Origin of the sequence: Paenibacillus paludis, assembly GCF_042610515.1 — a bacterium.
Taxonomy (GTDB): domain Bacteria; phylum Bacillota; class Bacilli; order Paenibacillales; family Paenibacillaceae; genus Paenibacillus_AQ.
Map to the genome: position 1 here is coordinate 330,363 of NZ_JBGJZP010000004.1, position 23,528 is coordinate 353,890.

General features: G+C 42.7%; 18 protein-coding genes and 1 pseudogene. 5 read left to right on the forward strand and 14 right to left on the reverse strand.

Annotated elements, in window-relative coordinates; all coding sequences use genetic code 11:
- The first annotated feature begins 279 nt into the window (after positions 1–279).
- Positions 280–4,254 carry a hypothetical protein gene (locus tag ACAN56_RS10275; RefSeq protein WP_379142521.1) on the forward strand — a complete coding sequence of 1,325 codons (3,975 nt, stop codon included), beginning with the start codon at positions 280–282 and terminating at the stop codon, positions 4,252–4,254.
- 140 nt (positions 4,255–4,394) lie between these two features.
- Entirely contained in the window at positions 4,395–4,577 is a 183-nt protein-coding gene (locus tag ACAN56_RS10280; RefSeq protein WP_379142523.1) for an S-layer homology domain-containing protein, read from the forward strand.
- On the opposite strand, the gene ACAN56_RS10285 is transcribed toward ACAN56_RS10280, so the two are convergent.
- The 3 genes and pseudogenes from ACAN56_RS10285 to ACAN56_RS10295 all read right to left on the reverse strand — a co-directional run bounded on the left by ACAN56_RS10285 (position 4,537) and on the right by ACAN56_RS10295 (position 6,255).
- Positions 4,537–4,866: a group II intron maturase-specific domain-containing protein gene (locus ACAN56_RS10285; RefSeq protein ID WP_379142525.1), complete on the reverse strand. Its 330-nt coding sequence runs from the start codon at positions 4,864–4,866 to the stop codon at positions 4,537–4,539. The genes ACAN56_RS10280 and ACAN56_RS10285 overlap by 41 nt on opposite strands.
- Positions 4,867–4,875: 9 nt before the next feature.
- Complete coding sequence (locus tag ACAN56_RS10290; protein WP_379142660.1) at positions 4,876–5,787, reverse strand: DsbA family protein; 912 nt, start codon at positions 5,785–5,787, stop codon at positions 4,876–4,878.
- A gap of 96 nt (positions 5,788–5,883) precedes the next feature.
- Positions 5,884–6,255 (reverse strand): annotated as a pseudogene (locus ACAN56_RS10295) (NADPH-dependent FMN reductase).
- A gap of 193 nt (positions 6,256–6,448) precedes the next feature.
- Here ACAN56_RS10295 and ACAN56_RS10300 point away from each other — a divergent pair.
- Positions 6,449–7,018 (forward strand): TetR/AcrR family transcriptional regulator, encoded by a 570-nt coding sequence (locus tag ACAN56_RS10300; protein ID WP_379142528.1) that lies wholly within the window; start codon positions 6,449–6,451, stop codon positions 7,016–7,018.
- An 804-nt stretch (positions 7,019–7,822) separates the two neighbouring features.
- Here ACAN56_RS10300 and ACAN56_RS10305 read toward each other — a convergent pair.
- Positions 7,823–8,422 carry a TetR/AcrR family transcriptional regulator gene (locus tag ACAN56_RS10305; protein WP_379142530.1) on the reverse strand — a complete coding sequence of 200 codons (600 nt, stop codon included), beginning with the start codon at positions 8,420–8,422 and terminating at the stop codon, positions 7,823–7,825.
- A gap of 217 nt (positions 8,423–8,639) precedes the next feature.
- On the opposite strand from ACAN56_RS10305, the gene ACAN56_RS10310 reads away from it, so the two are divergent.
- Positions 8,640–9,377, forward strand: coding sequence for an SDR family oxidoreductase (locus ACAN56_RS10310; RefSeq protein WP_379142533.1), 738 nt, complete (start codon positions 8,640–8,642; stop codon positions 9,375–9,377).
- Between the two features lie 170 nt (positions 9,378–9,547).
- Here ACAN56_RS10310 and ACAN56_RS10315 read toward each other — a convergent pair whose 3' ends face one another.
- The 5 genes from ACAN56_RS10315 to ACAN56_RS10335 all read right to left on the reverse strand — a co-directional run bounded on the left by ACAN56_RS10315 (position 9,548) and on the right by ACAN56_RS10335 (position 15,469).
- Positions 9,548–10,264, reverse strand: coding sequence for an ABC transporter ATP-binding protein (locus ACAN56_RS10315; RefSeq protein ID WP_379142536.1), 717 nt, complete (start codon positions 10,262–10,264; stop codon positions 9,548–9,550).
- A complete protein-coding gene (locus tag ACAN56_RS10320; RefSeq protein ID WP_379142539.1) occupies positions 10,264–11,385 on the reverse strand; it encodes an ABC transporter permease in 1,122 nt (373 codons plus the stop codon). Before ACAN56_RS10320 ends, ACAN56_RS10315 begins: the two co-directional genes overlap by 1 nt.
- Before the next feature lie 127 nt (positions 11,386–11,512).
- Positions 11,513–12,079, reverse strand: coding sequence for a TetR/AcrR family transcriptional regulator (locus tag ACAN56_RS10325; protein WP_038598161.1), 567 nt, complete (start codon positions 12,077–12,079; stop codon positions 11,513–11,515).
- 668 nt (positions 12,080–12,747) lie between these two features.
- Complete coding sequence (locus ACAN56_RS10330; RefSeq protein WP_379142542.1) at positions 12,748–13,152, reverse strand: sigma-70 family RNA polymerase sigma factor family protein; 405 nt, start codon at positions 13,150–13,152, stop codon at positions 12,748–12,750.
- A 538-nt stretch (positions 13,153–13,690) separates the two neighbouring features.
- Positions 13,691–15,469, reverse strand: coding sequence for an aminopeptidase P family protein (locus ACAN56_RS10335; RefSeq protein WP_379142544.1), 1,779 nt, complete (start codon positions 15,467–15,469; stop codon positions 13,691–13,693).
- Between the two features lie 420 nt (positions 15,470–15,889).
- On the opposite strand from ACAN56_RS10335, the gene ACAN56_RS10340 reads away from it, so the two are divergent.
- On the forward strand, positions 15,890–17,785 hold the full coding sequence (locus tag ACAN56_RS10340) for an S-layer homology domain-containing protein (RefSeq protein ID WP_379142546.1): 1,896 nt from the start codon (positions 15,890–15,892) through the stop codon (positions 17,783–17,785).
- Positions 17,786–18,122: 337 nt separating this feature from the next.
- On the opposite strand, the gene ACAN56_RS10345 is transcribed toward ACAN56_RS10340, so the two are convergent.
- The 5 genes from ACAN56_RS10345 to ACAN56_RS10365 all read right to left on the reverse strand — a co-directional run bounded on the left by ACAN56_RS10345 (position 18,123) and on the right by ACAN56_RS10365 (position 23,517).
- A complete protein-coding gene (locus ACAN56_RS10345) occupies positions 18,123–20,366 on the reverse strand; it encodes a U32 family peptidase (protein ID WP_379142548.1) in 2,244 nt (747 codons plus the stop codon).
- 256 nt (positions 20,367–20,622) lie between these two features.
- Entirely contained in the window at positions 20,623–21,321 is a 699-nt protein-coding gene (locus tag ACAN56_RS10350) for a transglutaminase-like domain-containing protein (RefSeq protein WP_379142550.1), read from the reverse strand.
- A 29-nt stretch (positions 21,322–21,350) separates the two neighbouring features.
- On the reverse strand, positions 21,351–22,115 hold the full coding sequence (locus ACAN56_RS10355) for a helix-turn-helix domain-containing protein (protein WP_038598174.1): 765 nt from the start codon (positions 22,113–22,115) through the stop codon (positions 21,351–21,353).
- A gap of 230 nt (positions 22,116–22,345) precedes the next feature.
- Positions 22,346–22,528: a hypothetical protein gene (locus ACAN56_RS10360; protein WP_340895825.1), complete on the reverse strand. Its 183-nt coding sequence runs from the start codon at positions 22,526–22,528 to the stop codon at positions 22,346–22,348.
- 8 nt (positions 22,529–22,536) lie between these two features.
- On the reverse strand, positions 22,537–23,517 hold the full coding sequence (locus tag ACAN56_RS10365; RefSeq protein ID WP_379142553.1) for an NADP-dependent oxidoreductase: 981 nt from the start codon (positions 23,515–23,517) through the stop codon (positions 22,537–22,539).
- Between the last annotated feature and the right edge of the window lie 11 nt (positions 23,518–23,528).

Sequence of the window (23,528 nt, forward strand, 5' to 3'; positions counted from 1 at the left end):
CTGCACGGGTCTCTGGTCGATGAATTTCGCAATTGGCTTCCCCAGTATCGGATGTTTCTCTCTATCCGTCATGGGGCAGATCGTAAAGAAAGGAACAAAAACAGTAAAAAAGCTTGATTTTATAGTGCTATTCATTATCTTAACATGGTCGGTGAAGAGTAACGGCAATGACAAGGGAGGTTGCGGAGCCTATGCAGAGATAGCTGGAAGCGAAATCACGACGGATCGAGTCCCATAATAACCAGTGGTATCCAAAAAAACACAAGAGGTGAGATTATATTGAGGCTACAGCTTAAGCGTTCATTGATATCCATGCTTGTACTCCTGACTATCCTGCCGAACACATTGGTAAACGCTTCCAATAATCAGTTGTCCGATCCGACCCCAGACCCCGCTCCGGAGCAAATGGAATTGCAAGCAGCGCCCCCGGAGGCGTCCCCGCTGTTCAAATGGAGCTTCCACCCGGATCAAATCGTTGACCGCGTGTCGGTTGTGAACAGCGTCTATCCTCAAGGCAGTGCTGAACGCGCCACGCTCAAAGGAGTAGCAGCGATTGTATACGACGACCAGCGCGGCGATGTGCTCTCCCTGACCGGCGGTACCAATGGCAGCGGCTGGCTGGAGCTGCCGGAGCAAATCTACAGTGGAATCAAGGATGAGCTGTCCATTGCCTTTTGGGCAAATATCGACCCATCGGCTGGTGCTTATTCGCGCTTGCTGTCCTCTACGATTGCCGAAAAGGGGCTGACCTCCGCCGGAGTAAGCGGATGGCAGGATTCAGAGTTTATTGTCATTGCCGGTGCAGGCACCTTCAGCAACCGGATTTATACCGGCACGAATCCCCAGCAAGTTGCCAGCTATAAAGGCGATATCGTCTGGAATAACCAACCCGCCAGAGGCAAGTGGCAGCAAATCGTCATTACTATGAAAAGCGATGGGGCCTACGATGTATATATGAACGGCGTTCCGGTTGGCGCTAAAGGCCTGGATCAGGGCAAAAGCTCTCAAGGCGCAACCATGGCCTCTGTACTCCAGCATTTCTTCTCACGCGACTATCTGGATGCCTTGAAGTTCAATGCTTTTGGCAGGTCACTCTATACGTCGGATGGAGATATCCGCGGGAAATTTGACGACTTGCGGATCTACAATGTCCAGCTAACTGCAAGTCAGGTAAGTACACTGTATACAGAGACCAAGCATGAGGAAGTGGATACAGCCCAGCCAGCCAAAATCTCGGTCGATCTGGCCGATCGCTCGCTTGGACCTGTATACCATGGTGCCTCCGGCGCTCTGTATGCTATCAGTGAGCCGAACGTACCGGATATCAATACTCTGATTCCGATCAAGCCCTCACACATTTCCCAGAAGCCGCCAAACGGTATCCAGCATCCGACTGGCGATGCGCTGAGAGTCTCGGATTACTTCTTCGAGGCCGGCGGTGAAGCCGTTAATATCGTCATGCAGGATTATTATCAGCACTGGTATTACCCTTCCAGAACAGCTGAGGAATACATTAACGAAGCCGTCATCCCAATTACAACAGCAGTCAAAGCATATAAGCAGCAATGGGCCGCGGCGAATCCGGGTCAGAGCCCGGATAACAAGTTCATTTATATTCCATTCAATGAACCTGAACAGAACAACACCCGCTATCCTCAACTGCTGTCAGACAGTCAGATGGGCAAGAACTCAAGAGCGACGTTCAACGCCGACTGGCTGGCGGTAACGAAGAAAATTAAAGAAATTGACCCCGGCGCGGTTATTTCCGGAGTGAATTTAACCCAATATGGAGCAAGGGTATTCGAGGATTTCATTGCCTTCTGCGTTGAGAATGATTGCTTGCCCGACATTATCAGTTGGCATATGCTATGGGACAAAGCCTTCAACCAGGCACCCTCGAATGTTGCCACCTACCGGGCGGTAGAAGCCAAGTCCGTGCAGCGCTACAAAGAACTGTATCCGGATCGAACCGTTCCCTTCCCGATCAAGGTGGATATCAATGAATATGCTGCAACTTCAGAGATTGCCGTAGGTGGATCACTTATACATTATATTGCGCGCTATGATGAGCTGAAGATGAACAGTATGCTGCCGTATTGGAACACGGCCAACTCCTACGGTTCCCTGCTGGCAGGACAGAACGAGCCGAACGGCGCGTGGTGGCTCTACAAATGGTATGCCGACCTGATGGGCGGCGACATGGCAAAGGTCAATGTCATTAATGCCAGACATGAGAATGATGCATTCGGCCCCGGCTTGTATGGGCTAACCTCCATTCAGGATAACAAGGAGCAAGTCGGTATCGCATTCGGAGGCACACAGGGCAATGGTCAGATTGTATTCAATCACGTGACAGGCGCTGCGAACAGCCCCTCATTCCTGTCAGGAGCGGAAGAGGTGCATATCACGGTATGGCATGCGGGATATACAGGACTGAGCGGCTTCCTCGTTGAGCCGACGCAAATCATTGACCGCAATTATCCGGTCAAGAACGGCTCTGTCACCCTTAATGTCAAGCTGAATGATTACACCTCTGCCTATTATGCAGTTATTACCCCGGCGGTAAGTAATGCTCCGCAAGAGCGATTCTTCCAACGCTTCGAGGCTGAGAATGCGGAGGTGCGGACTAATGTGACCACAACCGATCACTATCCGCGCAAGAGCACTGGACGCTCTGCTTCCAACGGGCAGTACATCGAAGGAATCAAGGCAGCGGACAGTCTGGTGAAATGGACTAATGTTACGGTTCCCGCGGATGGTAATTACCGTCTGGATCTCATCGGCGGCAGCGGTGCAACAGCAAGCATGCGCAATCAATCCAACACCGGAAATGCGAATCAGCGCATCAATTCTGAGTGGTTCATCAAGATTGACAATCAACCGGCAACGAAAGTGGTTCTGCGTGCCGATTATAGCATGCAGCTGCTTGGCGGCAATACGATCTTTGCCGATTTGACGCAAGGGACGCATTCTATCGGCATCAGCAAATACAACCCGGATACAGGAGAAGAGGGTCAAGGCGAATCCACCCTTGATGCGATAGAAGTCACGTATAGCGGCAAGCCGGGTTTACTCCCTAATTATCGGGTACAGGCCGAATTTGCCGAATACGATCCTGCACAAGGGCTGTCGAGAGCGAGCAGTCTGGCGGGCTTTGAGGGCGCAGGATATGTAACCGGCTACAGAGCCAACCAAGATGCCAATACCCGTTTTGTTGTCAGTGTGCTTCAAGACGGCATGTACGATTTGAAGGTCCGCTATGCATCCTCCAGCGAGGGCAGCCTGCGAATTGACCATGACCGCAAAGCGCTTGTGGACCTGCCTATTGTGAATACAAATGGGCAGTGGCAGGAAGCCAAGGTCCCTACCTTCTTGCGCAAAGGTATAAACCTGGTCGATGTCCGTTCGAAGGCGGCGCTGAGTCTGGATTACGTGGATGCGGCTTTTGTCAGCCAGAATGCCATATATTCCATTGAGGCTGAGGATGGAACCGTTGTAGGAAATCCGGCTGGCTCCGAGCTGCCGCTCATTCGGGAGGATGCTTTCGCCAAGTACGCTTCGGGCGGCAAGTATGTGAACGGCATTACCTCATATGACGGAGTGGAGCGGTATCTGGAGCTTCCGAACATCACTGTATCCCAAGCAGGGGCCTATAAGCTGGTTGTCACCTATGCCAACGGCGAAAGCGCTGGGACGCATGCCTACAACAATGACGTTGTTGAACGATATGCACAGATCAGCGTCAATGGCGGTGGACCGCAGACTGTCTTCTTCAAGAACACAATTTCATGGCAACAGTTCGCAACACAAACCTTTGATATTGAACTGAAGGCAGGAACGAATACCATTCGCTTCTCCAATAATAATACGTATAATGGCGGTTCCAATCCTTATGGAGGAACCGGAGCACAAGGGTTTACTCCCTACACGGCTGTACCTCGACAGTACACACCTGCGTTTGACCGTTTCGATATTTATCTGCAGCAGCCGCTGAACGGCGGCAACAACAACGGCGGCAGCAATAACGGCGGCGGCAATAACGGTGGCGGCAATAACGGCGGCGGCAATAACGGCGGCGGCAATAACGGCGGCGGCAATAACGGTGGCGGCAACAACGGTGGCGGCAATAACGGTGGCGGCAATAACGGCGGCGGCAATAACGGCGGCGGCAATAACGGCGGCGGCAATAACGGCAGCACTTCCATTGGTTCGGTCCCTTCCAACCAACCGGCCACGTCAAGCAGCGCAATCTGACTGTTGAAGCAGAGGTTACAGGAACTACCGCTACGTCAACTCTGGATGCCCAAAAAGTACGGACAGCGGATCAAATTACAGTCTCCTCTCCGTTCGGCATTCTTGCCGGCTCACCGCTCGCAGATTCGGAAGGAGCATCAGTGTCCTTCAAGGATACGGATGAAATTGCCGATTGGGCGAAGCAAGATATCGCTAAAGCGGTTCAAGCCGGCCTGATTACCGGAACACCTGACGGACGATTTGAGCCGTGGCAATCGGCAACCCGTGCAGTGGCTGCAACCGTCATTCTAAGACTGCTTCAGCAAGCGAAATTAGTAAACTGAGGAAGAACAAAGCGGGACTGCCCCGGTCATTTACAAGACCAGCGGCAGCCCCTTTTTGTGCATGTGTTCTACCCTGGCTGCTAGAGTAAAGGGCTGAATACTTCAGCCCCTCCTCATCAAACCGTACGTGAGGTTTTCCCTCATACGGCTTTCCGATGTTTGTCAGAATATACCAATCTAAGGTAGCTAGCTTTTTTTGACTGTAGTTCGTGTAGTAGTAATTTCTCCATCCTTGAATCTTTGGATTGAGCCATTCTACATGTTCCGCGAATACGTATGCCATTGTCATTTCCTTTGTTTATTTAGTAGTTGTAAAATAGATTTCTCCTAGAATTTCCTTTACTTGATAATGTTCTGGTGAAAGCTCTTTTTCAATAAAAGAGTTAACATCTGATTGTTCAACATCGTACATCACTTCAATTTCTTTGGAAAATAGAAGTCTTTCTTTTTCAAGCAAGCTAGAAAGGGATGGTTGTTGTTTTGGTTGTTGTTTTTCCAGATTTAAAACTTGTTTTAATCCATCAACATAGTATTCGAATGGACGACCACCAACAATTTTTACGCCTTTATTTTCCTCATTAATCATGATAATGGTAGGAAAACCTCTGGCACCTAATCTTCTAGTTAGATCAAAATCTTCATTTAATAATTGATGTCCGATTAGTTGTCCAGCATCATTTACAATTGCTTCTCCATCAAGACCAAGTTTATTTACGATTTCAATCATAACGGATTTATCTGAAATATTTTGATTAAATGCGAAAAGCGCTTCTCTTGCACGCCGCAAATATTCAAATGCTATTGCATCATTATGATTTTTTTGAATTATCTTAAATACACGAGAGGGCGGGTAGGACGATTGAACCGGATTATCAATCATTAAAGTACCATCAATGGGCATTCTTGAATATTCTCCAACTTCTCTCCAATGACCAGCAACGTCGGCTGGTTTATAAACTCCATTTGCAGGGTCGATTGGTCCGTCATGCCATTTTTCCAGCAAACCACCCATAACCGTATGGAAATTAAAATAATCTCCATACTGCTCTACAAAACGACGCAAGACTGGTTCAATCGCCCAGCAATGAGAACAAATAGGATCCGTCACATAATAAAGATTAATTGATTTGTTTGGCTGATTAAAATTAATCATCTCCATTTCTTCCTCTTCAGCTGCCCCGCAGACACCTGTTTCTAAGTCACAAATCATATGATTATTATTATTCAATTCATTTCCCTCATTCCTATTTAAATGTTGTATCGAATAAGCGAGGAAAGAGACCTCGCTATAAATCATCTCTTACTATTAGTTTCTAATGGTTTTCAATGCAGTCGACCAAGATACAACCTCATTTAACATGGTTTGAACAGTATCTTCATGAAACGGTGCCGGTTTAAAGGTTGTCATATTTTCGAAATCCGTATCAGGAGTGATGAATATAAATCCATCAAGTTCACTAATTTTCTTTGACCAAGGATGAGCTTCTGGCGTTTTATATTCCTGTGTCAAAATAGCAGGCACAGCCTCGTTGAATCTTGGCAGGTTGTAGTCTTTAATATCTACCAACTCGAATTCAGTATCCGTTCTTTTGTCTGCGATGGATTTTACTCATTCTGCCACTTGTATATTTACTCTTGAATCTCTTGTACTCCCAGTAATGATACCGATTTTAATCATATTTATTCCTCCTAAATTTGTTTTAACAAAATGTCTTATTTTCGCTTTACTTCTCAAAGATGCAAATTTATATTATTTGCTTTACAATTGAATTTTAAATCATAATGATAATCATCGACACCAATAGTTCTGTGGATTTGTCGTTTAACCAACACTTTTAAGAAATTGTTGAAAAAATAGGAGTGGTACCAAAATGACTCAATCAAAGACGGACCCGCGAGTTCTACGTACTCGCAAATTAATTATGGATTCTTTCATTGAACTTTCAGGAAAAAAGGAATTTAAGGATATTACGATAAAAGATATTACGGCAGAAGCCATGATTAATCGGGCAACTTTTTATTATCATTTTGAAGATATCTATGACTTACTAGAGAAGGTATTATCAGAAGTATTGTTAGTCAATTTGAATTATGATATTTACGAGAATGATGAACTAAATGAAGAAGCTTTTGTTCGTATCTTTACAGCGATCACCAATTTTCAAAAGTCATTATCCAGTCGCTGCCATAGGGGATACGAAGATACCATTGCTCGTATTATCAGGGAACAGCTCGAATTCATTTTTTACAAAATGCTGTTAAAACAAAATAAAACGGAAGAAGATGACGCTCTAATAATTAATGCTGTCATATTAAGTTGGGGAATTTACGGGGCTTCTGTAGAATGGAGAAGAAATAGTAAGAAGATATCGCCGGAAGAGTTTATTAAATCAGCAATTCCTTATTTAATTTCTGGGATTGATTTTGGTTCTAGAAATTAACAGGTAAGTAAGGGCGACCAGGGTCTGTCAAATTTTTTGTTCACCTTAGCAAAATATACTCGTATGGTTCATTTCAATACCAAGTTAAGGGAATGTTGTATTGTTTGTTTTCTTAGTCAATCTCTATCCTTATCTAATAATTCGCGTTTTTTATTTAAACAGGTTCCACGCCCCTGTAAGCATTTCTATATACAGATCATATCCGTGCCAATATTTACACTTGTCACTTATATCATCTCTTCATCAAGATACACAAAAACCCAGCTCTTATATGCGGGCTAGGTTAACCCTCCACTTATTATTCATCGTAAAATTTGGATATTCTCTGTGCAGACAATGATCAAAAAGTTGATAGAGTACTTAGATCCCAAACCATACCCAAATGCCAACTAAGACAAAATTTCGCCCTACTTATGATACGGTTCACCGCGCTGTCTGGAACGGCAAGTTTTTAAGGCCATCCTTGTGGGATGGCCTTCTCTTTTAGACACGCATACTCGGATTTTTTTTAGAGCTTCTTTTTTTCCTCGCTCTCTCTTCATACGGTCCGTAAAAGTAAGATACGAACAATCCAATGACCATTGAAAATACCGCCAATTATTGAACCAAACTTAAATAATGTAAAGTCCAATCTAAACAGAAGGTCTATTGATAACACAACATTCATTAAATCATAACCTCAGTATTCATTACATCGTTGCTTCCCCTTTTGTTATTGCCAATTTTGTCAGGGATAAGTTTCTAATACAACAGCAGACCTTCGGAATGACGCTTTCCTTAGCACTGGCTTCTGAAGGTCTGTTTTTAATCTAAGTTCATGGACTTCATAATATTTGGATAAATCTGATTTTTTTCAAATAATTTTCTGACCTGATCGGCCATAAAATCCGTGGAATGCGGCATTTGATGACGAATCCACCACTCCACAATCCCAATAAAAGCAGAAGCCATGAATTGAGCATTTAGCTCACTCTCGACATCAGACTTATTACCCAGCTTATTCATTTTATCCATAAGACTGACGGAGATAAATTGCTGCAACCGGTCCCGGAATACAAAAACCCTTTGATTGGAGAACATGGAAGAAAAGAACGAGAAGTGGTCTCGTAAATAATCAAAAAACGGTTTTGGCTCATGTATGAGCTCTTGATTTACTTCATCGACTTCCCGTCTCTTGCACAGCGAAATTAATTCATTAATGCGCTCTTCAATGCATTTGTCCAAGAGATCGTATTTGTCAATGTAGTGCAGATAAATGGTACCACGGTTAACATTGGCGCGATCCGCGATATCGTTAATCGTAATTGCTTCAAAATCTTTTTCCGAGAACAGCTCTAAAAAGGACTTCGTAATGGACTGCTTTGATCGAAGAATGCGGCGGTCGGTTTTTACGGTATGTTCCATTGCATTCGTTACCTCCTTAAGATCATCAACAATTCCGAGAGTACTGTTGTATATCGAACAAATACGAATCGATTAACCATTGAATATTCGGGGCTACTCTTTATAATATTAATCAACGGACGTCATATAATCAACATGTGATTTATATTGTACATTCGTTTAATTTCATCTTTCTCATTTATGTATCCTCCATTTTAAAGCAAAGGAGCAGTAACTCATGGAAAATATTCAAAACAAAGTGGTCATTATAACAGGAGCCTCCAGCGGCATAGGAGAAGCAACTGCGAAGTTGCTGGCCCAAAACGGCGCGAAGGTCGTATTGGCTGCCAGAAGAGAAGAACGTCTGCATGCAATAGTTGATGAAATAAAACAGGGTGGTGGTGACACCTTTTCTGTAAAAGCGGATGTCGTTTCCGCCGAAGAAATGCAGAATTTGGCCAAATTTACCTTGAACACGTATGGCCGAATCGATGTATTAATCAACAATGCAGGCATTATGCCGAATTCCAAGCTGAATGAACTGAGAGTTGAAGAATGGGATCAAATGATCGATGTGAACATCAAAGGTGTTCTGTATGGCATCGCAGCAGTGTTGCCCACCATGCGGGAGCAGCAATCTGGTCATATCATCAACCTGTCTTCTACAGCCGGTTATCATGTGGCCCCGACATCGGCCGTCTACTCGGCCACTAAATTCGCCGTGAGGGCCATTTCAGAAGGGCTGCGCCTGGAAGAGTCCCCGACTTCGCACATACGGTCTACCTTGATTGTTCCAGGGCTGACAAAAACCGAACTGTTCGATAGCATAACGAGTCCCGAAGTACAGGCGATAGCCAGTCAAGTTAAAGGTATAGGCATTTCTCCTTACAGTATTGCCAAAGCCATTGCTTTTGCCATTAATGAACCTGATGACACCCTGGTTAGTGAAATTATGGTTAGACCGACCGCGCTTTGAACATTACCTCTATCAAAATGTCTGCTTATTGAAATAACGCGGCCCATTTGGCTGCGTTATTTCGGCATGCTGTACTTAACTTAAATGGGCAGTTTGGTATCAATAGGAGAATATCCCCTGATCTCCACCAAAAAACTTGCCCCTACTTATGATACGGTTCACCGTAACATCTAATGAACGAAACTTGGGTACACCCCTGATCTTGACGATTCAGCCAACGACAATTTCCCATCTTCCATCCGGTATACCTTGTCGCAATATTCAAGCATACGCTCATCATGGGTAACCATAATCGCCGCTTTCCGGCGTGACTTCACCTCTTGCGCAATTAGACTGACGACTTCATGGGCGCGTTTGGTATCCAAACTTGCAGTCGGCTCATCCGCCAAGATGATGTTGGGATTATTAATTAAAGCACGAGCAATCGCTGTCCGCTGCTTCTCACCACCTGATAGCTCTTCCGGAAGGCTTTTTAACTTCGAGCCCAGACCCAGCTCTTCCAGCAACTTAGTGGCGAATTCCTTATCCTCCCTTTTAACCTTTCCCGACATCCTTTTTACTATTAGCAATTGATCAAGAACATTTAGATAGGGCACCAAATTCGATGATTGCATAATAAATCCGATTTCTTGTAGTCTTATAATCGCTAGTTCTTTGGCAGTAAGTGTAGAAATATTATGTCCATTTAGCTTAACCTCTCCTTCTGAAGCTTTAAGTAGCGCTCCAGCAATAGACAAAAACGTACTTTTACCGGAACCCGACGGTCCAACTACAGCAACAAACTCGCCCGGCTCCACTGATATTGACACATGATCGAGTGCCGCGATCCGATTGCTTCCTTCGGCATAATACTTTGTGAGTTCACTCAATTGCAATCCCTTACTCATTATTCAACCCTCCCGAGCGCTTTGAGCGGATCAATCTTTGTAATCTTGCGAACAGAAACCATCGAACTTAACATAGCGATAATTAGCAAAATAACAGAATACGTGACGACAAGACTAGTTTCCAGCTTGAATGGCATACCCTTCGGCATAATGACAGCTGTTCCATAAGTCAGTAAGATTCCAACTACTATACTAGTCAGCGAAAGCACAAACACTTGCGATACAATGGCTTTGCCCAAGAATCTGTTACTAGCACCTATAGCTTTCATAATGCCGAACTGGTTGGTCTTCTGCATCGTAATTACATAAAAGAACACCCCAAGCACGAATGCGGAGATAGCGAGCAGAAATGCAAGCATCATTAAAATAGTACCGTTCTCTTCTTTGTATCCTGGCATTCCTTGAACGGCTCCCGCTCGGGTAACTGTATCCGTACCTAATAATTTGCTATTTATTACTTCTGGATCGATATCCTTACCTTGTACCATAATCGCATTAACGGGACCTGCAACTCCTTTATCCGAACCCGGAGCTGCGAAGGTAATCTTCCGCCACTCGTCCATCGGAGTGAATACTGATGCAACGTGGTTATAGGTCTGATTCTCGACAAATCCGATAATCGTCAATGATTCCGTCGTGGCATCTAATTGAAAAGTGTCACCAATGTTATAGCCCTCATCCTTCATGGACGAATTTACTACGACACCAGTAGGGTTCTCAGAAGATAGGCTTTCCCCTTCTACGATAGCCGGTTCCAAGAAGCTTCCTGGGTTAATTCCTATAACCGCAATATCCAACTTATCTTCATTCTTGGTGCTTTGTTCCTTCAACGCCGTTGCCATCGTACTTCCCATAGGTGCGGCAGCACTCACATTTGGTAGTAGCTCCACTTCCGTCATTAATTGATCAGACAGCAGCGACTTACTCATTGAAGACTGGGACCCTTCTTCAAAAATGACATAATCAGCCTTCATAGTCTTGAATGTTGACGCAGCTAGCGTAGATAATCCATTCCCCAAACCTGACAAGATAAATACCAACCAAGCAATTAGTACAAAAATAATGATGATCATTAAAAATCTCATTTTACTATGCATCAATTCTTTCATAGCTAAAAACATTCCCTTTTCCAACTCCTTATCTCTATACTTTTTTGACACTAGTGTCAAATTAATAACACCATCGCACTCGCCACATTAATTAAACAACATAAATGACACTTGTGTCAAATTAAATCCAAGACTGAGGCTAGCTCTTGGCTCCTCCGATCCACATTTGAAACAACAGCTTTCCCCAATCAGGTATAGGGATATTGAGCATATTAGGGGTATCAATTAAGTTAAAGAACACACCAATAAGCACAGGAAGCGGGATATCTTGTCGCAGGCTTTTTTCCTGTTGTGCGCGTTCAAACAAGCGTGACAATTGTATTTTAAGAGTCTTATGTGCTTCCTCAATAAACTCAAGATCCCTCGCTGCTGCAGTAGAATTAGCCGTATTTATTTTACTGGCATCTCCCAATAGTTGATGGAGCCTATATTCTTCTACGTAAATGAGAAGTAACTGCTCGAGAGCGTCCATAGGATTAGTCTCATCAATTGCTGATGCATTGTCTAGTACTGTTGCTATTACACGCTTCATACAAGCAGCAACGATCTCTTCTTTATTAGCGTAATATTGATAAATAGTACTTCGGGCTCCGGATAGATGCTGTGAAAGCAGCTTAAGATGAAAACCGTCGTATCCATACTCAAGCACTAATTTTTTTGTCGTATCAAGTAGCTCTGTCTCAGTAAAAGATTGTTTTCTTCCCATTGAATCTCTTCCTTTTTATCATTTAAGATCTGTGTTAAAAGTAAATAACATGATTGGTAGGATCCGTAATATTCTGAAGTCTCGCTAAAGATAAGAATACACCAAATTCACTACAGGTGCATACGGCTATTAGTTAATCGTACCAACACTCCTTTTTCAATGTTTAATCCATTCAGAACCTGTTGAACCTTCACCTCAGCAGACCGTAGAGGTACTCAAGAAACATCTTTGGGATTACTTCGCCCCTGGCCCATGCCGAAATATCGTTGTCAACGGCGAAGCCAGTTGGAGCCGTGTCTGTGCTTTCTGTGCCGAATACCGATCACCGCAGACCGTTCCGCACGAGTGATGTTTACGTTCGAGCGGGAAGTGTCATCCGAGGAGCCCTTTATAAGGTTAACTCCTATCGCTTGAGCGACTGCATTCTGCGACCGGCTTCCACCCAGTTCGCCGTTACTTATGATACGGTTCACCGCGATGGCAGTAAGGGCAAGTTTTGCATGCTAGCTATAGCGAAGACAAAGACAAATTTCTTTATTAACGAATTTATTTTGTTACGCTTATATAGCCTTGGTCTTTCGGCATCTCGGATAATTACTACAGCCCCAGAATGCTGCGCCTTCCTATCTCCATAACGATTCTAACGGCGATTTTTTTCAATCCTCTTTTCATTTCATTAAATGCCTCAGCTTATCTGGGTTCCTAACAAAATATAAGTTGCGAATCGAATTTCTCTCGACATGCATGAGCGCAACAGTTATGTTGCCCTCTCCTGAACGGATAACAAGTCCTGTTTGGCCATTTATATCCCTCATTTCTACATGCACGCCTCCTTCGTAATGAGGAGCCTTACGAATTAAGCCGAGAAGGAACCGGGCGACGAGATCGCGCGATTCAATAGGATGGACGGCGGCGATGGCTTTACCTCCTCCATCTGAGACCAACACGACATCTTTGGCGAGCATGGATACAACCATATCCACGTTACCCTGTTCGAGAGCTGCTAGGAGTCGACGGACCCACTCTTCGCTTGCTGCTTCGGGATTGACTGGTTCATCGGGGGTAATCCCCATCTTTCCTCTCGTAACGCTAATTGCAGCCATGAATTACTTGTGTTCGGCACAATAGTCATATTCGCCAAGATAAACGTCTCGACTTCGTTGATATTGACCGGTGCCAATAACGACGAAGACCCTAACACATGCCTGCTGCGCATTCGCCTGACAAAGGGCCTGTGGAATGACGCCCATAAAGGGATCAGAAATGAGATTGATTTTGTCAATAAGACGGCAAATTAAGTGGTCTATGTGGTTTCTATATTTTGCATATTATTTGATAACAGACAATGTTAGCTCAAAGGAGTGTCCGCACACTCCCTTTTTTCCGCCGTTATACCCATCATTGAAATGATCTGTTACAAATTGAATCTTTCCCCGAAGAATGGTCAATTGTAGAATTGAGAATCATCAAAACAAAGCAGGACATNAGTGTCCGCACACTCCCTTTTTTCCGCCGTTATACCCATCATTGAAATGATCTGTTACAAATTGAATCTTTCCCCGAAGAATGGTCAATTGTAGAATTGAGAATCATCAAAACAAAGCAGGACATTTATATTTCCCTAGTTTCTTCCCTCAGCCATGCGCTCTCTTCATCATTTAAATAAGGAGCCAGCTTCGTATAGACCTCTTGATGATAATTGTTTAACCATTGCTTTTCACTCTCTGTTAACATATCTGTATTGATACCGGCTAGATCAATTGGACAATACGTAATGGTTTCAAACTTCATAAATTGACCAAACTCTGTTTTCTCGTCGTCAACTACTAACATCATATTTTCAGTTCTAATTCCATATTTACCTTCAAGGTATATCCCCGGTTCATTCGTAATGATCATGCCTTTTTCTAATATAACAGTATTAGTATTATTCCTTATGCTTTGTGGTCCCTCATGAACATTCAAGAAAAAACCTACCCCATGGCCTGTCCCGCACTTATAGTCTAGACCATATTGCCATATTGGTTGTCTTGCTAAAACATCTAAGTTAGAACCTGTAGCCCCATATAAATATTTCACTGAGCTTAATGCAATAAACCCTTTTAACACCAAAGTAAAATCTCTTTTTTGCTCATCGGTAAGTTTTCCTAAAACAATCGTTCGTGTAATATCTGTTGTTCCATCATAATACTGTCCGCCTGAATCAACTAGAAAAAGGCCTTCATTCTTAAGTATAAATTGCGTTTCTTTATTGGCTTTATAATGCATCAACGCAGCATGTTCTCTATAACCTGCTATCGTATCAAAGCTAGGCCCAACATATCCTTCCTGTGCCCTTCTGAAATCTTCTAATCTTTCTTCTGCAGTAATCTCTGTAATTTCTATTTTATCTACAACGTTTTTTAACCATTTTATAAATTTCACCATGGCTAAACCGTCTTTGATTTCACACCATTTCACATTTTTTATCTCAACTTCATTTTTTATAGCTTTTAAATTAGTTGTGATGTCCGGACTTTCAATTTTATTTGTATTACTGTTAATGGCGTTATATAATCTGCTATTTGTTTTATTCGCATCTAAAATAATGGTATCTCCGCTCGAAAGATTTCCCAAGAACATATGTATTTCATCATACGCTTTTAACTCGATTCCTTCAGCCTCCAGTTCTAATTGAACCAAAGGGGGAATCTTGCAGGAATCAATAAATAAATAACATTTATGTTCCGCTACGATTACATTACTAATTACAACTGGATTGTTAGGCACATCGGCCCCTCTTATATTCAAAAGCCATGCAATGTCATCTAAGGAGGTTAAAATATAATAATTTGCTCCTATATTTTTCATTTCTTTTCTTACTTCATTTAATTTTTCCACACGTGATTTGCCTGCATATTTTACGTCATGAGTAAACATTGATCCTTTAGGAATCTCCGGTCGATCTTCCCACAGATCACCAATTAAATCTTGATTCATTTTTAATCCGATTCTTTTTGCTTTTAGATCTTTTTCCATTCTTTTAACCATAGTAATTGAAAAAACATTTCCATCAAAGCCCACAACGCTTCCTTCATTAAGAACATCTGCTAACCATTCCGAATAAAAGGGTACCCCTGGATCCACCATTCGAAATAATCTGATTCCTGAGCCCTCAAGCTGCTTTTCTGCTTGAATATAGTATCTACCATCTGTCCATAACCCAGCATCCTCTAAGGTAATAACTACTGTACCTGCAGACCCTGTAAATCCTGATATCCACTCTCTACATTTCCAATGCTCTGCTACATATTCACTCTGATGTGCATCAAAGCTGGGAATGATATAAGCATCCATTTGATTTGTTCTCATTAGCTGTCTTAACTTTTCGACCTTATCCCTGATATCCATTTCCAATACCTCCATTTTCCTTAGGACCAAATGCATTAAAAGCTATTATATAAATGACGAGTTCTTAATAATCCTACTCCCAAAATAATGGCAAAACAAATATTGGTACCTCCTCATTCTAATCAATCGAGGGAATTTTGCTGTTTTCCGGAAAAAGATGCTGCGATAATACAAGCAATTGTTTATTTACGGAAACCTGCTTGTGCGAGAGTCGCTTAGCAGGTTTCTTTGTTGTGTACAGCGTGTTGGAAGTGTGGTGAACCAGCGGATATAGGGAGCGTACACCCGTAATTCCCAACAAATTTTATATAAAAATAAGGGGATATTCTGCCGATAATTATCTTGTTACAAGAAAAGTATGAGTCTGAAGGGGCATTTACGATTAACCCAGACGGTAGAGTCTAAGGAGGAGAAGGATTTATGAGAAAAAAATGGCTTGTTTCATTTTTGGTTTTATTAATGTGCGCGTCTGGCAGTACGGTTTATGCTGAGGCGAAGACTTCGGCAGACTTCACTGATCTAAAGGATTTGGATGCGGCGACGAAGGCAAAGTTTGATGCAATGATTAGCGCTGGGATTTTCGATGGCGTCAGTGATACGACGTTTGGGCTCAAAGAGGAGATGAACCGCGCCCAGTTCGCAAAGGTTGCGGCATTGATTACGGGTATTGAAGTCAATAAAGATCTGAAGATGTCCAGTTTCAGTGACGTCAAGGCGAATGATGCCGCCAATGGTTATGCGCTGCCCTACATTGAAGCACTTAAAACTGCTGGCGTAACGGACGGCTATGGCGAAGGTACATACAATCCGGCTGGCAAAGTGACCAAAGAGCAGTTGGCTACGTTCTTGGTTCGAGTGCTAGGCAAGGACGCGGAAGCAAAAGCGAAAACTGGTACCGATACAACCGTATCCAAATGGGCGCAGGGCTATGTGTCCGAGGCATTGGAGCTTAAATTGTTATCCAATGGCGCTGATGGTACGTTTGGCGGCAAAGCAAATGCTACGCGCGATTTGCTGCTTACCGGTGCCTACGAAGCGAAATCACAATATATAGCGCCGACACCGACACCGACACCAACACCGACACCAACACCAACACCAGCACCAGCACCAGCACCAGCGCCAGCGCCAACACCAACACCGACACCAGCGCCAACACCAACACCAACACCGACACCGACACCGACACCGACACCATCGCCGACGCCGACACCAGCACCAACACCAACACCAACACCAACACCAACACCAACACCAACACCAACACCAACACCAACACCAACACCAACACCAACACCAACACCAACACCAACGCCAACACCAACACCAACACCAACACCAACACCAACACCAACACCAACACCAACACCAGCACCAACACCAACACCAACACCAACACCAACACCAACACCAACACCGACACCGACACCAACACCGACGCCGACGCCGACACCAAAACCGACACCAACACCAACACCGACACCAACACCGACGCCAACACCAACACCAACACCAACACCGACACCAACACCAACACCAACGCCGACACCGACGACGACACCAACACCGACGCCGACACCAACACCGACACCGACACCAACACCAACACCAACACCAACACCAACACCAACACCAACGCCAACACCAACACCAACACCGGCGCCATCCAATGTCGCACTAGATATGATTAATGCATCTGTTGGGACATGGATCAATGTTGATGAGACGACTTTTGCTGAAGCCGGTATTACGGGCGTAACGACATCCAATGTATCAGCTGTTCAAGATGCACTTGACTCTGATGGAAGCTCTCCGTGGACGGTTTCAGAAATTCAGGCCATCGTCAATGCGGTTATTGACGGTATTACGAAGCAAGCGGCACTGGATTTGATCAATGCTGCATCGGCTTCGGGTTCATGGACGAATGTTGATGTGACGACTTTTGCCAATGCAGGTATTACGGGCGTCACATTAGAGGACCTTTCCTCCTACGAATACGCATTGGAAACCGGATTAACACCACTTCCAAGAACATTGTCTCAAATTCAAGCGATTGTTGACGAGACTAATCAGGCAATTATCTTAGCTGCAATCTATGATTATTTGAATCCTTTCAGTGAAGGATCTACTCCTAACGAAGAAGTATTCGCTCTAGCTGGTATAACCGGAGTGACAGCTTCGAACTTAAGTGAGGTCTTATCTGCCCTTGAATCGGCCTATCAGGAGGCCAAAAACAATCCTTTTGGAACGCCTATGTCTACTAAACAAGATATCCAGGACGTAGTTGACTTTGTCTTAGGCTACTATACGGATTAAGAAAAGTCATAATCGTAACACCGCAGAGGGGTTGCTTATTCTATCTTGAGTTGAAGGCAGCTCTTCAGCGAGAAGAAAATTTCAACTAGAAAAATAACGGCGTAAGGGAGGCTATCCCTTCACCGTTATTTTTTGATTTTGGTTCAATGGCGGTCTCACCCCAAGTAAACGTGTATTGATGGAGCGATGATCTCCTTGACCAATTCTCAGATACTGCTCACTACCTACCCCAATCGCAGAGTCTGCCGTCCGGGCATTTATGTACGCCATAATCTGACCGCTGCCGCTGTTGGATTCGCTCCCGCCATCATATCGCCAGAACCATCCCTTTGGCTACCTATACAATCTCTTTATTAAAATGTCCTCTTGTGTCTGTTTCCTGATTAAAGACAGCATTATTCATTGAGCCATTTAATTTACCTGACGCCATATTAATGACTTTCACAACCTGCTCTTTTGATTCAACTGTGAAGTTTAATCTGAGCGCCTCGATTCCTTTGATGTTTTGTAGCTCATCTAAAAGATTAAGCGTCTTCCCATTAAGGAGAGTCGTTGTACAATCATTATGGGAAATTATAGGGAACGTTCCGTGCTCATCTTTTAACTCATAGCTCTTCGTTTTGCAAATTCTGCATTGATTCATTTTTTTCATCGGACAATATTTTGTAAACATCAAAGGAACCTTACCATATATAATCATTTCCAGTGCAGGATAGCCGTCATTTTCTTCATAATAGGCATTCATTAAATCTTCAATTTGGCTCTTATTCAATTCATAAGATAAAGTGACTCGTTTTGCACCTAATTTATATAATTCATAGCAACTAGTAGCATTAACAACATTTAGAGAATAGTCCGTAACAAACGGATTAGTTTCTCTGTAGTGATAAATTCCACCATATCCTCCGATTAGTAGCTGCCCTTCTTTTTCCTTATAATCATTCTGATTTCTTCTAACAACGTTTTTAAAATAGATTTCCTTAATTCCATAGCTCACGCAAGCATCGTACTGCTCCTTAGTCGTTACAGAGGCCGTAAGGTATGGTTTTTCAGGGGCAAAGCTTATTTTTTCTTTTGCTTTCAAAGCCTTGGTTCTTTTCTTTTGGCTGTTAAGCTTTAAGTCATATAAGCCCAGTACAATATCTCTTCTTGCTGCATTTAACAGTTTAGCTGGAATAAATGCATTGCATTCCTCAAAATCGACATGATTAAGTTCGAATATAGTATCATTTAATCTTGAAAATTGCTTTATTACCTGGCCTTTCGTTGTTGGATTATTAATGGCTTCGCCTAATATTTCCTCGCTTTCATATGAATAATTAAAGCCTAAGCCCTCCGCATCTATGAAAAGCTTTGAATCTGGACATGCATATACTCTAATATCGAGGTTAAACCGCTTAAATTCTTTTTCCAGTGATGATTCTAATTCTTTGGAATAGAAATAATCCTTCGTTTTATATACTACATCTCCCATAGACATCTTTTCTTTGATTTTGATATAGCAGACATCATCTGCTTTGTTGATTAATTCGCCCTCTTTATCGTACAGTTTTACAACAGTTAAATTAACATCTTCATTGTTGTGACTTATTCGAATGGTATCGTTCTGATTTAAAGGACGTGTAAGTGTTATTTCATACCTATCTTTAACAATCTTGCTGATTGTTCCAATTTCATAACCAAAGTTATTAGGTCTTAAGATGTTTGTAATATTTCTCCTATCTTCGTGAAACAAATACCCTTTAGTAAATGTTCTATTGAATGTTTTTTTCAGATTTTCTTTATCTTCGTCGGTTATTTTATTATCTAAGGCCATGCGATATTTTGATACAACATTAGCAACATACGTAGGCACTTTCATTCGACCTTCTATTTTTAAAGAATCGATTTCTTTTAAATCATGAATATAATCGATTGTGTTTAAGTCCTTAGTAGATAGAATATAGTTTTTCCCTAAAGATGTATCTGTTGTCTTATCCATTAGTTCATACTCCTTACGGCATGAACCCACACATCTTCCGCGATTTGCGCATCGATAGCCGATTAATCCTGACATTAGACAGTTTCCCGAATAAGATACACATAAAGCACCGTGAACGAAAATTTCTAAAGGTATTTCAGCTATTCTTTTGATCTCTTTTACTTTTTCAATCTCAACCTCACGGGACAGAACAACTCTTTTAGCACCAAGTTCTTTAAATAATAAAGTTCCGTCTAAATCGTCTATTCCCATTTGAGTTGAACAATGTGCTTCCATATCAAGAAAGTTTTTAACGATATAATTGAAAGTAGTCAAGTCCTGGACGATAATGCCATCAACACCGATTTTATTTAATTCGTGTATCTGCTCTTTCATCTCTTCAACTTCGTTTTCGAAAACGATGGTATTCATTGTAACATAGAGTTTAACGTCCCTCAGGTGCGCATACGTAACAGCCTCTTTTAACGATTCTAAATCAAAATTAGATGAGTATGCACGTGCACCAAATTTTTGCATTCCTAAGTATATTGCATCACAACCATTAGAAATTGCAGCTTTTAAAGCCTCCATATTTCCTGCTGGAGCTAGTAATTCAGTCATTTTTTCCTCCTTATGACCCATAAATTATACGCTAGTTAAAGCGACATTTCTTTATCAAAGATATTTTTTGTTATGCCTATATAGCCCTGGTCTTTCGGCAGCTCAGACTCAGCACCATTGATCATAAAATAAGAACTACACTTAAGCTACGGCAAAAAGCACAAACCAATGGCTTGTGCTTTTGATTCTAACGACCTTATTTGCCCTGAGAGGCTTGCCTCATAATAATTCTTTATTCACATCTAGAATCAGTTAGCTACCCCTGCCTTATGTGATCGACGTTCCGGTTCATAAGATGCCGAACCACCCTGCTATAGATTATTTTCTTGAATGGACTGAGCCCTTGCGGATGACCCGTGAAGAAGGCATCAGGGCTGTCATAAATCCCGAAATCCTGAACGATTCCTTCTTTTTGCACGTAGGTATCATTTTCGTTCCAATGTATATCCGGCTTTTGAAAATTATCGGTTGCAACGCCATAACCGCAAAATGAACCCGTACACTGTTCAAATTTTTGCTGAAGCTTGGTCAAATAGGGAATATCCAGTATAAATCCTTCGATATTCAACCACTTGCCTTCATATAGCACTTCAACCCAGCTATGAATGATCTCCTGGGGAGACAGTTGGTAATACCACCCTTTCATTGCCCCCTTTTGCAGCTTCTTATCAATGGCAAATCCATGCATACAGCATGGCACTCCCACAGCCCTTAGCAACGCCATAAAAAGCACACCCTTTGTATTACACTGACCGTAGCCATCCTGTAATACTTCCGATGCCGGAATATCATCTGCCCGGTTATAGCCGAACCGGATTTCGTCACGCACGTAGTTATATATGCCAAGAATTTGTTCCCTCCTGGACATCGAATCCCACTGGCGGCTGTGAACAATTTGCTGGATCAATGGGTGAGAATAGTTTAGTAATTCGGTTTCCTTCAAGTATGCACTCATGGAACACACCTCCTGCACCCATTGTAAGGTTAATACAGGCAAGAAACTTTTAAAAAGACGCTATCTTTGCGAATACCCTTCGCCGTCATTCCCAGCAACTGCTTGCTGGTGGCGGCTAAATGTGACGGACTGTCAAATCCTGCTGCCATAGCCGCATCCGTAATGCTGAGCCCCTCAAAAATTAAATAGGTTGCCTTCTGCAGCTTGTGCAGCACCATGTACCCGCTAAGCGAAATGCCTGTATTTTCTTTAAAGAGGTGCGACATTCTGCTGTTGGATAAACCAAATTGCCGGGCGTATTGACTTACGGAGTGTTCGGAGTTCGTGCAATCTTTTATGAGCTGAATAAACTCTCTTATTCTCGGATCAACAATAGCTGTATTCACCTGTTCTACGCCCAATAGCATCATGAGTTGTCCCAGAAAAGAACGATAGCTGTCCGGGTCCTTAACGCCAGCATACTCTTTTTGCACAAATTCGCGAATGCTCTTCATCATTCCTTGCGGAAACACATAATACTGCTGCCCCTCCAGATACCGCCTAAAGCTTGCAGCCATCTCAGAGGTGCTATCTATCAGAAGAAGCATCAACGGGTGTCCCGCCTCTTTTAAGCGATGAACGACGTTCGAATTGATAATGATTCCTGGACAACTCAAGCTTTGCCCCGCTACATCAATATCAAATTCTCCTGTTAATGAGATCGTCACCTGTAAAAAGGAATGCCGGTGTTCTTCCGCATCAATAGCGTCTGACACCACCATCAAGTGATGCTCCGCTCCATATAAATTCATCATCCCCTAATCACTCCATGTTCATCTCTTTATAGACTAAGTATATCAGCTCATATGTTAGGTCGTTACTGATGGTCATATCAAGCAAAAATCTTTATCTCGACATGTTTTTAAGCAAGTAATTCGGATATCTCTACATTTTTAAAAACATTGCTCAATAAAAGGATTACTTTCTAAAGCCAGTGGCTTGTGCGTTTACTTTCAATGACCTCATTTGCTCTGAAGGACGTATCTCATAATAATTCTTTAAGTACATTTTTCGCCACGCGTATCTTCTCGTCATTAGCGTCACGAAGCATACTTACAATATCCTGAATATCGCTCTCAGCTGAAGTAACCATAAACTCTTCATTCTGATATGCAAATAGCTGAACTAAATTAACTTCAAGCGATTCTGCTATCTTATGTAAATTCAATAAAGAAATTATTCTCCCTTTAAAATCACAATTTTTCCTCGTTTGGGTTGTTGTTCACTTTTACGGTAGGCATCGAACAAACCATTAGCAGTAAATGGATATATTTGATCTACATGAATCTTGAGCTTTTCTTCTTGCATTTTAATGGGAATTTCGTTCAGGTCGAACCGATTAGGATTTGCTTGGAAAAAGATCGGTTCAATGTTACGAACTCTTGGAGATATTCCAATACCGAATGATATGATTGAAATATACTTTCCAGCATCCTTCAAAATAGCATAGCTATTATCTCCAAACTCTCCTGGCAGTCCTGTTTCTAATTGTTTTTTTTCCAACATAGCTGTATCAAGAACAATATCTACAGGCTCTGATATACTTTTAGTGAAGTCAATTTTTGTAAAGTCAATAAACTCATCAGCACCTAAACCCATGACAAATTCGCGATTATGCTCTCTTGCAGTTGTAATTACATAAGCACCGTGCTGTTTTGCCAACTGAATGGCTACATGTCCTACACCACCTGCACCACCATTGATAAAAATACGTTGACCTGCTTGAAGGTTGCCGTGCTTAAAAAGTGCTTGCCAGGCCGTCAAGGCTATTGTGGGTGCGGCACTGGCTTCTTCAAAGGATACATTTTCCGGTATTGTCGTCAAGGTATTCTCTTCTACTGCCACATAATCCATATATGAGCCGCCACGAACCATACCCATAACACGATCACCAAGTTTAAGATGGTGTACCTCCTTTCCAACCCCCCTTACAATTCCTGCAACATCACCCCCAAGAAAATGAGGGAAATGAATTTTAAATTGATCTCCTACTGCACTCTGCATTAGATCGCCGGAACGTAAATGATTATCGCCAGGGTTTATAGATGAGGCATACACCTCCACAAGAACTTGTGTATCTGTTAACTCAGGAATTGAAATTTGACACTCTTCAAAAGATTCAGGGATACCAAAACCGGTTAGAGCAATAGCTTTCATAGTATTTTCCT

Bases quoted from the DNA above. Each gene is read 5' to 3' on its own strand.
- ACAN56_RS10305 (WP_379142530.1), bottom strand. From the start codon at position 8,422: ATGGAACATACCGTAAAAACCGACCGCCGCATTCTTCGATCAAAGCAG.
- ACAN56_RS10330 (WP_379142542.1), bottom strand. From the start codon at position 13,152: ATGGGGATTACCCCCGATGAACCAGTCAATCCCGAAGCAGCAAGCGAA.
- ACAN56_RS10345 (WP_379142548.1), bottom strand. From the start codon at position 20,366: ATGACTGAATTACTAGCTCCAGCAGGAAATATGGAGGCTTTAAAAGCT.
- ACAN56_RS10320 (WP_379142539.1), bottom strand. From the start codon at position 11,385: ATGTTTTTAGCTATGAAAGAATTGATGCATAGTAAAATGAGATTTTTA.
- ACAN56_RS10325 (WP_038598161.1), bottom strand. From the start codon at position 12,079: ATGGGAAGAAAACAATCTTTTACTGAGACAGAGCTACTTGATACGACA.
- ACAN56_RS10340 (WP_379142546.1), top strand. From the start codon at position 15,890: ATGAGAAAAAAATGGCTTGTTTCATTTTTGGTTTTATTAATGTGCGCG.
- ACAN56_RS10300 (WP_379142528.1), top strand. From the start codon at position 6,449: ATGACTCAATCAAAGACGGACCCGCGAGTTCTACGTACTCGCAAATTA.
- ACAN56_RS10315 (WP_379142536.1), bottom strand. From the start codon at position 10,264: ATGAGTAAGGGATTGCAATTGAGTGAACTCACAAAGTATTATGCCGAA.
- ACAN56_RS10350 (WP_379142550.1), bottom strand. From the start codon at position 21,321: ATGAGTGCATACTTGAAGGAAACCGAATTACTAAACTATTCTCACCCA.
- ACAN56_RS10335 (WP_379142544.1), bottom strand. From the start codon at position 15,469: ATGGATATCAGGGATAAGGTCGAAAAGTTAAGACAGCTAATGAGAACA.
- ACAN56_RS10290 (WP_379142660.1), bottom strand. From the start codon at position 5,787: ATGATTTGTGACTTAGAAACAGGTGTCTGCGGGGCAGCTGAAGAGGAA.
- ACAN56_RS10365 (WP_379142553.1), bottom strand. From the start codon at position 23,517: ATGAAAGCTATTGCTCTAACCGGTTTTGGTATCCCTGAATCTTTTGAA.
- ACAN56_RS10355 (WP_038598174.1), bottom strand. From the start codon at position 22,115: ATGATGAATTTATATGGAGCGGAGCATCACTTGATGGTGGTGTCAGAC.
- ACAN56_RS10285 (WP_379142525.1), bottom strand. From the start codon at position 4,866: ATGACAATGGCATACGTATTCGCGGAACATGTAGAATGGCTCAATCCA.
- ACAN56_RS10310 (WP_379142533.1), top strand. From the start codon at position 8,640: ATGGAAAATATTCAAAACAAAGTGGTCATTATAACAGGAGCCTCCAGC.